This window comes from Streptomyces sp. NPDC058751 (assembly GCF_042746485.1).
Lineage (GTDB): Bacteria > Actinomycetota > Actinomycetes > Streptomycetales > Streptomycetaceae > Streptomyces.
This window is the reverse complement of the sequence record NZ_JBHYPZ010000055.1, coordinates 1-12,629: the sequence shown is the minus strand read 5'-3', so window position 1 is coordinate 12,629 and position 12,629 is coordinate 1. Positions and strand designations below refer to the sequence as shown.

Here is a 12,629-nt window from a genome sequence, read left to right as displayed (position 1 = left end):
TGGACTTGCCGGGGCGGTGGCCGGACCGGGGCCCGTGCCGGGGGCGTGGATGGTGGTGTGGCCGTCTGTTCCCGTGACCTGGACCTGATCCGGAAGAGGCGCCCCCCATGCGACGTACCTCCCGCCGCCGTCCGTTCGCCGCGGCGCTGCTCGCGGTGTCCGTGCTGGCCCTGACGGCGGCGGCGTCCGCCACGGCCTCCCCCGCGGTGGACGCCCGCCCGGCAGGCGTCCGCGCGACGGACACGGACGGATACGGGAGGGACTCGGACGGACACGGGAGGGGTGACGACGCGCGCGACGGTCTCGGCCCCGCGCTGAGCGCCCGGCTGGACGAGGCCATCGCGGACGTCCGGGAACAGGCCGGCATCCCCGGCGTCGTCGTCGGGCTGTGGATGCCCGGCAGGGGGAACTACGTCCGCGCGACCGGGGTCGCCGACAAGCGCACCGGCAGGCCGATGTCCGCCGACGACTACGTCCGGATCGGCAGCGAGACCAAGACCTTCACCGTCACCGCGCTGCTCGAACTCGTCGACCGGCACCGGGTCCGGCTGGACGACCCGATCTCCCGCTACGTCCCCGGCGTGCCGGACGGCCACCGGATCACGCTGCGCCAGCTCGCCGGGATGCGCAGCGGGCTGTTCCCGTACACCTCCGACGCGGACTTCCAGCACGACCTGCTGAGCGACCCGCAGCGGTCCTTCACCCCGCGGGAACTCCTCGCGTACGGTTTCAAGCACCCCAACACCTTCGCCCCGGGCGCGCGGTTCGAGTACTCCAACACCAACCTCGTCCTGCTGGGCCTGGTCGTGGAGAAGGTCACCGGTCACGAGCTGCGGGACGTCATCGAGCGGCGGGTCCTGCGCCCGGCCCGTCTGCGCCACACGCTGTTCCCGAAGGGGAACGAGTTCCCCGAGCCGCACCCGCAGGGCTACACCGACCAGACGCTGAGCGGCGAAGTCACGAACTCCACGAACTGGAACCCCAGTTGGGCCTGGGCGGCCGGCGCGATGATCTCGAACCTCCAGGACCTGCGGCACTGGGCCGAGGTCGTCGCCACCGGCACGCTGCTCAGCCCCGGGACCCAGGCACAGCGCCTCAGGACGCTGCCGACCGGCTTCCCGGGAACGACGTACGGCCTCGGCATCTTCGACGCGAGCGGATGGATCGGGCACAACGGCTCCCTGCCGGGCTACGAGACCGTGACCGTCCACCTGCCCTCGAAGAAGGCCACCCTGGTCGTCATGCTCAACACCGACGTCACCTACCAGGGCCAGGAACCGTCCACGCTGGTGGCCAGGGCCGTCACCGAGATCGTCACCCCGGACAACGTCTACGCCGGCGCGGTCGTCACTCCCTGAGGCCCGCCCGGGTCCCGCCGCCCGGACCGCCGCCGGGACCGGGGTCCGGCCGGTCCCGGAGGATCGTGGCCGGCCCTAGCGGATCGTGGCCGTGTCGATCACGAAGCGGTAGCGGACGTCGCTCGCCAGGACCCGCTCGTACGCCTCGTTGATCTCGGACGCGCCGATCAGCTCGATCTCGGCGCCGAAGCCGTGCGCGGCGCAGAAGTCCAGCATCTCCTGGGTCTCCCGGATGCCGCCTATGCCGGAGCCCGCGAGGGTCTTGCGGCCGCCGATCACCGAGAAGAGGTTGAGCCGGACCGGCTCCTCGGGCGCCCCGACGTTCACGAAGGCGCCGTCCGTGCGCAGGAGGGCCAGGTAGGCGTCCAGGTCGAGCGGGGTGGAGACGGTGGACAGGATCAGGTCGAACGTGCCGCGCAGCGCCTTGAAGGTCTCCGGGTCGCTGGTGGCGTGGTAGTGGTCGGCGCCGAGCTTCAGGCCGTCGTCCTTCTTGCGCAGCGACTGCGAGAGGACGGTGACCTCGGCGCCGAGGGCGTGCGCGATCTTGACGCCCATGTGGCCGAGACCGCCCATGCCGAGGACGGCGACCTTCTTGCCGGGGCCGGCGTTCCAGTGCTTGAGCGGGGAGTACGTGGTGATGCCGGCGCAGAGCAGCGGCGCGGCCACGTCGAGCCCCAGGGCGTCGGGGATGCGGACGACGTAGTTCTCGTCGACGACGATCTTCTGGGAGTAGCCGCCGTAGGTGGGCTCGCCGTCCTTGCCGACGGCGTTGTACGTGCCGGTCATTCCGCCGCCGGTGCAGTACTGCTCCAGGCCGGCACGGCAGTTGTCGCACTCGCGGCAGGAGTCGACCATGCAGCCGACGCCCACCCGGTCGCCGACGGCGAACTTCGTCACGCCGGGGCCGACCTCGGAGACCACTCCGGCGATCTCGTGGCCGGGCACCATCGGGAAGATGGCCTCGCCCCAGCCCTCGCGGGCCTGGTGGATGTCGGAGTGGCAGATGCCGGCGAACTTGATGTCGATCAGGACGTCGTGCTCCCTGACCTCGCGACGCTCGATGGTGGTGCGCTCCAGCGGAGCCTTGGCGGCGGGCGCGGCGTACGCAACGACAGTGGTCATGCCGGGGTTCTCCTCGGGAGGGGGGTGGTCCGTGCCCGGCCGTCCGGCATCGGGCACGGCATCCAGCCTGCCCGGTCCCCGGCGGGTCACCCAGACCACGGCTCTGCGTACGTCCGCCGGTCCTACCACTGGCGGGGTCAGGCTCGAAGGCGTACGACCCGTCGATACTGGAGGCATGGACGAACAGCCCTCCGCAGAACCCGCCGGGGAGGCGGCCCACGCCCTCGACCGGCGTGCCGAGCTGAGCGAGTTCCTGCGCAGCCGCCGTGCCCGGCTGAAGCCGGAGGACGTCGGGATGCCCGACTTCGGACGGCACCGCCGGGTGCCCGGGCTGCGCCGCGAGGAGCTGGCCCAGCTCGCCGGGGTGTCCGTCGCGTACTACACGCGCCTGGAACAGGGCCACGGACGCAACGTGTCGACGGAGGTGCTGGACGCCATCGCGCGGGCGCTGCGGCTGACGGACGCCGAGCACAACCACCTCACGCACCTCGCGAAGCCCAAGCAGCACAAGAAGCGGCAGGCGGCCCGGCCGCAGCAGGTGCGCGGCTCCCTGCGCCAGCTCCTCGACACCCTCGACGGCGTCCCGGCGTACATCACCGGGCGGCGCTCCGACGTGCTCGTGTGGAACCGGATGGCCGCGGCCGTCTTCGGGGACTGGTCGGAGCTGCCGCCGCAGGAGCGGAACTGGGCGCGGATGGTCTTCCTGCGGCCCGAGTACCGGGACCTGTACGTGGAGTGGGAGCAGAAGGCGATCGACATCGTCTGTCTGCTGCGCATGGACGCGGGCCGCCATCCGGACGATCCGCGGCTGGCCGCGCTGGTCGGGGAGCTGTCCGTGAAGAGCGAGGACTTCAGGCGGCTGTGGGCGACGCACGACGTGAAGGAGAAGAGCCACGGGGTGAAGCTGCTGCGGCATCCTCTGGTGGGCGAACTCGCGTTGCAGTTCGAGTCGTTCCGGCTGGCCGGTGACACCGAGCTGGCGCTGGTCACGTACCACGCGGAGCCGGGATCGAGCTCGGCGCAGGCGCTGCGGCTGCTGGCGTCGTGGGGGACGGACGCGACCCGCGCGGGCGCGTCCTCACCCCACTGACGGAGTCCCCGGCGGCGCGCGGGACGAGCCGTGCTCACGGCCGGTACGGCGGCGCGGCCCCCCACGTCCACTTCGGTACGGGCTGCTCCGCCGGCGGTGTCGCGTCCGGGCCGGAGAAGTGCACGGCCAGCCTCGTGCCCCACTCGGCGTAGGCGAGGAAGGCGGAGCGGAACTCGGCGTCGGTGGGCAGTCCCGCGTCGTCGGCGGCGTCCTGGAGGAGGTTCACCCAGCGGCGGCGCTGGACCTCCGTGATGCCCTTGCCCAGGTGCTTGGCGACCATGTGGCCGTGGCCGCCCTGGGTCTCGGAGTAGGCGGGCGGTCCGCCGAAGACCTCGCCGAGCCAGAGGGCGACATGGGCGGCGTGCTCGGGCGCGAGGTCCGCGAACAGCGGCGCGAGGAGGTCGTCCTTGAGGACCTTGCCGTAGAACGCCTCGGTGAGCCGGGCGAAGGCCTCGGCGCCGCCCGCCCAGGCGTAGAGCGTGGGCACGGAGGCACCCTGGCCGTGCACGGAGGTCGGTTTGTAGTGGCGCATCTCCTCGATGCTGCCGATGTACGGGCGGATCTCGGCGAGGAAGTCCGCGAAGAGCTCGGAGGAGCGGAAGCCCTCGACGTGGTCCTCGGTCGAGGTCCAGGTGATCCTCAGGACGAAGTGCTCGAAGTCCTCCTCGCAGCGGGCGAGTTCGTAGTCGACGCACTGCGGGGCCGCGGCGAGCTGCACGGCGGCGCGGGTGTAGGCGGCCAGGAACTCGGCCGACTGTTCCTCGGGAATGCGGTACCGGATGTATTCGACTGTCGAGGCGGTCATGTGTCCACACAAACACGGAAGGGCCACCGGAAGCTCTGTTTCCGGTGGCCCTTTCGCCGTGGGCTCACACCCGCGCCGCGGGGAACGGGCGGCGCGCCTCCGCTACGCCCCAGCGTTCTCCTTGACGGTGATCTTCCCCTTGCGGATCGTCGCGAGGCGCGGGGCCTTCTTCGCGATCGAGGAGTCGTGCGTGACCATGATGAAGGTCAGTCCGTGCTCCTTCCACATGGCTTCGAGCACGTCCATGATCTCGTCGCGCATGGACTCGTCGAGGTTGCCGGTGGGCTCGTCGGCGAGCAGGACCTTGGGCTGCTTGACCAGGGCGCGGGCGATCGCCACGCGCTGCTGCTGGCCGCCCGACAGCTCGGTCGGCAGGTGCCCGAGCCGCTCGGCGAGTCCCACGGACTCCAGGGCCGCGGCGGCCCGCTCGCGCCGTTCCCTCGCCTTGACCCGCAGCGGTACGAGCGCGGTCTCGACGTTCTCCTGGGCGGTGAGCGTGGGGATCAGGTTGAAGCTCTGGAAGACGAAGCCGATGTTCTCGCTGCGCACCCGGGTGAGCTTCGCCTCGGACAGCTTCGCCATGTCGACGCCGTCGAGTTCGACGCTGCCCGCGGTGGGACGGTCGAGCCCGCCGAGCATCTGGAGCAGGGTGGACTTGCCGCCGCCGGTGGGACCCTGGATGACGAGCCGGTCGCCGTCGGCGATCGTCAGGTCGATCCCGTCGAGCGCGTTGACCGATTCCCTGCCCCGCGCATAGCGCTTGGTGACGCCTCTGAGTTCGTACATGGTGTTACTCCTGGGATACGTAAGTGCGTGAGGGGCGGGGCCTATTCGACGCGGCGCAGCGCGTCGGCGGGACGCAGCCGGGAGGCGCGCCAGCCGCCGAAGGCGCCGGCGATCAGGCCGCCGGCCACGGCCAGGCCGACCGCGAGGACGATCGTGTTGACGCTGACGGGCGCGGTGAGCGCGACGTCGAGCGCCTTGGAGGCGCTCTGCCGCGCCGGGCCGCCGAAGCCGCCGGGGCCGCCGCCGAAGCCGCCGCCGCCCGTGCCGCCCACCTGGGCCTGGAGGGTGGGGCTGATCTCGGTGACGACGTAGGCGCCCGCGAGGCCGAGGGCGATGCCGAGGGCGCCGCCGACCAGGCCGTTGACGATGGCCTCGCCGACCACCTGGCGGGTCACGCGGCCGGACTTCCAGCCGAGGGCCTTGAGGGTGCCGAACTCGCGCACACGGCGGGAGACGGCGGAGGAGGTGAGCAGGCCGGCGACCAGGAACGCGGCCACGAGCACCGCGATCGACAGCCACTTGCCGACGTTCGAGGCGAGGTTCGAGGCGGTGGACAGGGAGCCGGAGACCGTGTCCGCGAGGTCGGCGGAGGTGGTGACCGTCGTGCCCGGGATGTTCTTCTGGATGGTGCTCTTGACGCCGTCGATCTGCTGCGAGTCCGAGGCCTTGACGTAGATCGTCGTGACCTTGTCCTTGGAGTCGCTGAGCGTCTGCGCCTGCTGGAGGGGGATGTAGAGGTTGGCCGCCGCGTCGCCGCTGTCGGGCGTCGCGATGCCGATGATCTTGTACTTGACGCCCTTGATGGTGACGGTGCCACCGAGCTTGAGCTTCTTCTCCTTGGCGTACGACTTGTCCGCGACGACGACCTTCGCGTTCGTCTCGGAGGTCTTGAACGTACGGCCGCTGGTGATCTTCGACGAGGTCAGCGGGCCCAGGGCCGGCTCGGTGACGTCGGTGCCGTAGACCGAGTAGTTGTTGACGTCGAAGTTGGCGCCGCCGCCCTCGACGCGGCCCTGCGGGGCCCCCTGGCCGCCGCCGGGGCCGCCCTGCCGGCTGCCGCCGCTGTCCGGGTCCTGCTTGAACTGGCCGCGGGTGAACTGGCCGTCGATGCGGACGACCTGGAGGCTCAGGCCGCCGACGGAGTCCGCGACGCCCTTCTGCGCGTCGACCTTGGAGACGGTCGAGGAGGCCAGGGTCTGGAAGCCCTGGACCATGACACGGTCGCTGCTCTGCTCCTCGTCGGAGTCGCTGTCGTTCGCGTCGAATCTGAAGCGGGGGCGGTCGCTGGTGTTCTGGGCGGCGGCGGCCTTGGTGACCGTCATGTCGGTGCCCAGCCCGTACAGCGACTGCAGGACCTTGCCCTGGGCCTTCTCCATGCCCGAGGACACGGAGCTGACCACGATGACCAGGGCGATGCCCAGGGCGAGCCCGGAGGCGACGACGAGGGCCGCCTTTCTGCGGCGGCGCAGTTCGCGCCTCAGGTAGGTGAAGAACATGCGCCGCAAGCTAGTTACGGCGCGTGATGAAGGAATAAGGCCGAAATAAGAGAACCATGAGAAGGCTGTGGCCGGGCCCAGAACCCTTTGGGAGACGCCGATGCGGCGGCGGCCCGTGGGGGCCGCCGCCGCATCGGTGTTCGTTCGTGCTTCGGCCCGGTCGGACCGCCGGGCGGGTCCCGGCCTCAGCGGGCCGTCACCTCGCGCCTGGGATCAGACGGCCGAACCGGCCTTCCAGGCCGCCCAGTCCAGGTTCCAGCCGTTGAGGCCGTTGTCCGGGGCGATGGTCTTGTCGCCGGTGTTCTTGACGACCACGACGTCACCGATCAGCGAGTTGGTGAAGAACCACGCGGCGGGCGTGTTGGGGTCGTCGGCACCCTTGGTGTCGGACAGGCCGACACAGCCGTGGCTGGTGTTGACGGAGCCGAAGACGGACTTCGGGCCCCAGTAGTTGCCGTGGATGAAGGTGCCGGAGGTCGACAGGCGCATGGCGTGCGGCACGTCCTTGATGTCGTACTCGCCCTTGCCCTTGTCGTCCGTGAAGCCGACCGTCGAACCGTCCATCCGGGTCTCCTTGAACTTCTCGGAGATGACCATCTGGCCCTGGTACGTCTTGTTCTCGGGAGCGCCCGCGGAGATCGGGATGGTCTTGACGACCTTGCCGTCCTGGGTGACCTTCATCGTCTTGGCCTTGGCGTCGACGACGGAGACCTGGTTGCGGCCGATCTTGAAGGTGACCGTCTTCTGCTGCACGCCGTAGACGCCGTTCGCGCCCTGGACGCCGTCGAGGTCCAGCTTGAGGGTGACGGTGGAGCCGCCGGTCCAGTAGTCCTCGGGGCGGAAGTCCAGGCGGTTGGCGCTGAACCAGTGGCCGACGACCTCCTGGCCGCTGCTGGAGGAGACCGTGATCCCCTTCTGCACCGCGGCCTTGTCGGTGATCGCCTTGTCGAAGTTGATCGAGACCGGCATGCCGACACCGACGGTGGAACCGTCCTCGGGCGTGAAGTTGCCGATAAAGCTGTTGGCCGGGGAGACCGTGGTGAACGACGCGTTCTCGTGGGCCGTGCGCCCCTCGGAGTCGGCGGCCTCGGCGGCGATCTTGTACGTGGTGGCGCGCTCCAGCCGGTTCAGCGGCTTCCAGCTCTTCTTGTCCGCCGATATCTGACCGGCGACGGCCGTGCCCGACGCGGTCTTCATCGTGACGGACGTGAGCTTGCCCTTGCTGACCTTCACGGCGGTGCCGTTGTTGATCGAGGCGCTGTTCGAGCCGTCCTTGGGCGTGATCGTGATCTGGGCCTCGGACGTCTTCTTGGCCGCCGCCTCGTCGACCTTGGCCTGCGACGAGGAGTCGCCACCGTCCGAGCCGCTGGCCTTGTCTCCGCCCCCGCTGCACGCAGAGAGCACCAGCACCCCGCCGAGCAGTGCGGACGCAGCCATAAGACGCTTGCGCCGCTTACTGTTCGTCATCACACGCTTCTCCATCGCTGCCGATTCCCGAAAAGGACTATGGGAGTCCCGTAACTCTTAACAACGCCGCAACCGAGCAGCCCCGTTCCACTTCACGCGGAAGTGTGGCCCACGCCACGCCCACCGCGTCCGCCGTGCCCGGACGCACGGGCCGACGCGGTACGGCCGGCGCGACACGAAGGGGGTGGTGCGGAGGCGGCCCGCGCTCCGCCGGGTGACGAAGGGCCCCGGACGGCTGCCGTCGGCCGGGGTCGTACCTTCCCGGACCGCGTCAGCCGCGCACGTCTTCCTCGTCGCCCTCGTCGGCATCATCCTCGTCGATGTCCCAATCCGGCGAATCGGGATCATAGTCAATGGGCTCGCTGCTCCACGAGGCCTGTGCGAGCTCGACTCCGGGCACCTCGCTGACCAGGTCGAACGGATCGACGAGATAGGCGAGGGCCTCCGCGGTGTCTTCCGTCACGGCGCCCTCCGCGTGCGCCCTCTCGTCGGCCGGCATGTCCTCGTCGTCGCCGATCCGGCCCAGTGCGGCCCGGGTCACGGCGTCGGCGTCGTCGATCTCCAGGACGAGTTCGACACGAAGTCGGACAAACTGTGAAGTCTCAGGGGTACTCATGGGAGGGAGCGTACGGCCCGTGGCATGCGCGACTTTCCCACGACCCGCGCCTTTCATTAGCATCGGCCCCCACGGCCAATTCGCAAGCGCCACAAGGGGATCGATATTTCGTGTCCGCCGCACGTCGATCGTTGCTGACCGCCACCGCAGCGGGGACCCTCCTGGGTGCCCTGTGGTTCGTCCCGTCCGCCAACGCGACCCAGGACGTACCCACACCGGGTGCGACGGCGTCGGCGTCCGCGACACCGGACGTCACCGCGACGACGCGCCTGTCCGCCGACGCGGACGGCGACACGGACGGCGACACGGCTCGCACGCCCTCCGGCACCGACGGGTCACGGACGCTCTCCGACGACGAGGGTCCGCGCACGTTCTCCGGGGACGACGGGACCCGGCTCGCGGACACCGGCGCCGTGGACACCACGCCGTATCTCGTCGGGGGCACGCTCTTCCTCTGCCTGGGTGCCGGATTCGTGGCGTACTCCGTGCGCCGGGAGCGCACGATTGCCTACTGAGCGCGTCGACCGCGTTCCGGACGACCCACGGGGAAGCCATGCGAGAGCTCAGTGAGCTGACCGACGTCGAGGACCCGGCCTGGCCCCTGCTGTCCGAGGCGCTCGCCGCCAGCGGGGTGTCCATGGAGGTCCCTCCCGTGGACCCGGACCTCGGCCGCGCGAGCCTGCACCAGCTCCAGGTCACCGCACGGTCCTGGCTGGGCGGGATGGTGCTCAACTGCGGCGGCGTGGTGCTGGACAGCGGATGGCTGCGGATCTACGGCAGCCCGGCCGAGGACTCCTCGACGGGACTGCCGGGAGGCTCGACGGACCTGCCCTCACTGGCCGAGGTCAACGGATTCCCCGAGTACTTCGATCCGGACTGGCGCCCGCGGGACGACGGGCTCGTCGTCGGCCACGACGTGCTGGGCGGGGTGTTCGTCCTCAACGGCGCCGACCCCGGGTCCGCGGGGCGTCCCGGTCGTCCCGGCGAGGTCGTGTACTTCGCGCCGGACTCGCTGAAGTGGGAGGCGCTCGAAGTGGGCCACGGGGCATGGCTCCAGTGGTTCCTCCACGAGGGCACGGACCATTTCTACGACACGCTGCGCTGGCCCGGCTGGCGGGCCGAGTCGGGCGCCCTCACGGGCACGCAGGGGCTGTCCGTGGTGCCGTTCCTGTGGTCGGCGGAGGCGCGGCGCGACCTCATGTCGACCAGCCGCCGCGCGGTGCCGCTGGCGGAACTGCTCGGCCTGCACCGGGACTTCGCCCTGAAGCTGGACGGGGTGGACCCGGGGTTCCTCGGCGACGTCTGAACCCCCGCCGCACGCGGCCCGGTCACCCGGTGCCGTACGGCACCGGGAGCCGCCCGGGACCGGCTACGGGCCCCGGGGAGCGGACCGTTCGCACGAGGGTCCCGCGCCCGGCGGACACCTGCCGGGGGCTGCGGGAAGCCGGACGGACCGGGTTCGGTCCCGATCCGTCCGGGCCGGTGCGAGGAGCCGGACCGGTCAGGCGGCCCTGCGGCCGCCACCGCCCTGGCCGCCGTTCTGGCCGCCGCGCTGCGGAGCCCGCCCGCGCCCGCCGGAGCGACCGGCACCCGCGCCGCCACCGGCATCACCGCGACGGCCCGAGCCGGAGTCCGTACGACGGCCCGCCGCCGTTCCCCCCGCTTCCGTACGGCGGCGCGCGCCGCCACCGGCCTCGGAGCGGCGGCCCGCGGCCGGTGCCCCGGCGCTCGTGCGGCGGTCGCCGGCCGTGCCGTTCGCCGCGGCGGCCGTGCTCGCGGCGGGACGTCCGGTGCGCCGGCGACGGCCCTGGCCGTCCGGCCCGGTGCCCGCGCGTCCGGCCGTGTCGCCGTCGGCGACCGCCGGGCGCCTGGCCCCGCCCCCGGTGGCCCGCCGAGTCTTGGGCCGCGCCTTCGGCTGCTCGGCCGGCTGCGGGACCTCGATGACGACCGGGACGCCGGACGGCTCGCGGGCGCCGGTGAGACGGGCGAGTTCCTCGTCGCTGGACTTCACCTGGGTGGTGCGCGGCGTGATGCCGGCGTCCGCCATCAGCCGGGTCATCTCACGCTTCTGCTCGGGGAGCACCAGGGTGACGACGCTGCCGGACTCCCCGGCGCGGGCGGTGCGGCCGCCGCGGTGGAGGTAGTCCTTGTGGTCGGTCGGCGGGTCGACGTTGACCACGAGGTCGAGGTCGTCGATGTGGATGCCGCGGGCCGCCACGTTGGTGGCCACGAGGGCGGTGACCTGACCGTTCTTGAACTGGTCGAGGGTGCGGTTGCGCTGCGGCTGGCTGCGCCCGCCGTGCAGGGCGGAGGCCCGGACACCGCTGGCGAGCAGCCGCTTGGTGAAGCGGTCGGCGCCGCGCTTGGTGTCGACGAAGAGGATCACCCGGCCGTCGCGGGCGGCGATCCGCAGCGCGACCGCCTTCTTGTCGGTCTCGTCGGCGACGTGCAGCACGTGGTGCTCCATGGTCGTCACCGCGCCCGCGGACGGGTCGACGGAGTGCACCACGGGGTCGGTGAGGAACATCTTGACGAGCCGGTCGATGTTCTTGTCGAGCGTGGCCGAGAAGAGCAGCCGCTGACCGCCCGGCTCGACCTGCTTGAGCAGCGCGGTGACCTGCGGCATGAAGCCCATGTCGGCCATCTGGTCGGCCTCGTCCAGCACGGTGATCGCGACCTGGCCGAGCGCGCAGTCGCCCCGCTCTATGAGGTCCTTGAGGCGCCCCGGGGTGGCCACGAGCACCTCGGCACCGCGGCGCAGCGTGCCGGCCTGCCGGCCGATCGACATGCCGCCCACGGCCGTGGCCACGCGCAGGTTGACCGCGGTGGCGTACGGGGTGAGCGCGTCGTCGACCTGCTGGGCGAGTTCACGGGTGGGGACGAGGACGAGCGCGAGGGGGTGGCGCGGCTCGGCGCGGCGGCCCGCGGTGCGGGCGAGGAGCGCGAGCCCGAAGGCGAGCGTCTTGCCGGAGCCGGTGCGCCCCCGGCCGAGCACGTCGCGCCCGGCGAGGGAGTTGGGCAGGGTGGCGCCCTGGATCGGGAAGGGCTCGGTGACGCCTCGGGCCGCGAGGGTCTTCGTCAGGGCGGCCGGCATGTCCAGCGCTTCGAACGAGTCGACCGCGGGCAGCGCCGGCGTGATCGTCTCGGGCAGGGAGAACTCCTGCGGAGGCGCGACCTTGCGGGCGCCGGCGCGGCCGGTGCCCCGGCCCGCGCCCCTCGCGGAGCCGCCGGTCTGAGCGGCGCGTGCGTTCGCCGGCCGCTTACGGACGGGACGTTCGGATCGAGTCATGCTGGATCTGGGTTTCCTTCCTGGGCCCACGGACTGCACACACAGCGCTCACCGACTGCATGAGCCGTCACAGCGCTGAGCCGGGTCCCGCACCCGGAGGTGCGGGACCCGGCTCTGGAAAAGCGCGTTCGAACTAGGCGGGGACGATGTTCTCCGCCTGCAGGCCCTTCTGGCCCTGCGTGACATCGAAGGAGACCTTCTGGCCCTCGATGAGCTCACGGAAGCCGGAGCTCGCGATGTTCGAGTAGTGGGCGAAGACGTCGGGGCCGCCGCCGTCCTGCTCGATGAAGCCGAAGCCCTTTTCCGAGTTGAACCACTTCACGGTGCCAGTAGCCATGTTGTTCTCCCGAACAGGTAGTTGGGCCCCCATCCGGAGATGCACCGGGTAATGCCGGAGATGCCGGTAAAACAAAACGCGCCTGCGGAGGATTCCGATCAGGCGCACAAAGTAAATGGGTACCAAAAACGTATCAATGAGACAGTAGCACACCTCGGGACAAGAGGGCCAGGAGAGAAGTGGGGGGGGGGCCCCACCCCCCCCACCAACCCCCCCCCACCAACCAACCCACACAACAAAAAAAAAAAAAAAAAGACACAGAA

Annotated in this window: 12 protein-coding genes; 4 read left to right on the top strand and 8 right to left on the bottom strand. The window is 71.0% G+C overall.

What is annotated here, in order from left to right:
* Positions 1 to 107: 107 nt before the first annotated feature.
* Positions 108 to 1,358, top strand: a complete 1,251-nt coding sequence (locus tag ACFW6B_RS35805; protein WP_386603007.1) for a serine hydrolase domain-containing protein — start codon at positions 108 to 110, stop codon at positions 1,356 to 1,358.
* A 75-nt stretch (positions 1,359 to 1,433) separates the two neighbouring features.
* Here the strand turns inward: ACFW6B_RS35805 and ACFW6B_RS35800 are convergent, their stop codons facing one another.
* Positions 1,434 to 2,480, bottom strand: coding sequence for an NAD(P)-dependent alcohol dehydrogenase (locus tag ACFW6B_RS35800; protein WP_386603004.1), 1,047 nt, complete (start codon positions 2,478 to 2,480; stop codon positions 1,434 to 1,436).
* A gap of 175 nt (positions 2,481 to 2,655) precedes the next feature.
* Here ACFW6B_RS35800 and ACFW6B_RS35795 point away from each other — a divergent pair, with 175 nt between their 5' ends.
* Positions 2,656 to 3,570, top strand: a complete 915-nt coding sequence (locus tag ACFW6B_RS35795; protein WP_386603002.1) for a helix-turn-helix domain-containing protein — start codon at positions 2,656 to 2,658, stop codon at positions 3,568 to 3,570.
* A gap of 34 nt (positions 3,571 to 3,604) precedes the next feature.
* Here ACFW6B_RS35795 and ACFW6B_RS35790 read toward each other — a convergent pair whose 3' ends face one another.
* The 5 genes from ACFW6B_RS35790 to ACFW6B_RS35770 form a co-directional block, all read right to left on the bottom strand.
* A complete protein-coding gene (locus ACFW6B_RS35790; protein WP_386602999.1) occupies positions 3,605 to 4,375 on the bottom strand; it encodes a group II truncated hemoglobin in 771 nt (256 codons plus the stop codon).
* 102 nt (positions 4,376 to 4,477) lie between these two features.
* Positions 4,478 to 5,161 (bottom strand): ABC transporter ATP-binding protein, encoded by a 684-nt coding sequence (locus ACFW6B_RS35785; protein WP_386602997.1) that lies wholly within the window; start codon positions 5,159 to 5,161, stop codon positions 4,478 to 4,480.
* 41 nt (positions 5,162 to 5,202) lie between these two features.
* Positions 5,203 to 6,657, bottom strand: coding sequence for an ABC transporter permease (locus tag ACFW6B_RS35780; protein ID WP_386602995.1), 1,455 nt, complete (start codon positions 6,655 to 6,657; stop codon positions 5,203 to 5,205).
* A 213-nt stretch (positions 6,658 to 6,870) separates the two neighbouring features.
* On the bottom strand, positions 6,871 to 8,139 hold the full coding sequence (locus ACFW6B_RS35775; protein ID WP_386602993.1) for an Ig-like domain-containing protein: 1,269 nt from the start codon (positions 8,137 to 8,139) through the stop codon (positions 6,871 to 6,873).
* A 256-nt stretch (positions 8,140 to 8,395) separates the two neighbouring features.
* Positions 8,396 to 8,740, bottom strand: coding sequence for a hypothetical protein (locus tag ACFW6B_RS35770; RefSeq protein WP_386602990.1), 345 nt, complete (start codon positions 8,738 to 8,740; stop codon positions 8,396 to 8,398).
* A gap of 110 nt (positions 8,741 to 8,850) precedes the next feature.
* Here ACFW6B_RS35770 and ACFW6B_RS35765 point away from each other — a divergent pair, with 110 nt between their 5' ends.
* Both ACFW6B_RS35765 and ACFW6B_RS35760 read left to right on the top strand, forming a co-directional pair.
* Positions 8,851 to 9,255, top strand: a complete 405-nt coding sequence (locus tag ACFW6B_RS35765) for a hypothetical protein (RefSeq protein ID WP_386602988.1) — start codon at positions 8,851 to 8,853, stop codon at positions 9,253 to 9,255.
* A 38-nt stretch (positions 9,256 to 9,293) separates the two neighbouring features.
* Entirely contained in the window at positions 9,294 to 10,046 is a 753-nt protein-coding gene (locus ACFW6B_RS35760; protein WP_386602986.1) for a DUF2625 family protein, read from the top strand.
* A gap of 195 nt (positions 10,047 to 10,241) precedes the next feature.
* Here ACFW6B_RS35760 and ACFW6B_RS35755 read toward each other — a convergent pair whose 3' ends face one another.
* Both ACFW6B_RS35755 and ACFW6B_RS35750 read right to left on the bottom strand, forming a co-directional pair.
* Positions 10,242 to 12,029 carry a DEAD/DEAH box helicase gene (locus ACFW6B_RS35755; protein ID WP_386602984.1) on the bottom strand — a complete coding sequence of 596 codons (1,788 nt, stop codon included), beginning with the start codon at positions 12,027 to 12,029 and terminating at the stop codon, positions 10,242 to 10,244.
* Between the two features lie 133 nt (positions 12,030 to 12,162).
* Positions 12,163 to 12,366 carry a cold-shock protein gene (locus ACFW6B_RS35750; RefSeq protein ID WP_386602982.1) on the bottom strand — a complete coding sequence of 68 codons (204 nt, stop codon included), beginning with the start codon at positions 12,364 to 12,366 and terminating at the stop codon, positions 12,163 to 12,165.
* Positions 12,367 to 12,629 lie beyond the last annotated feature (263 nt).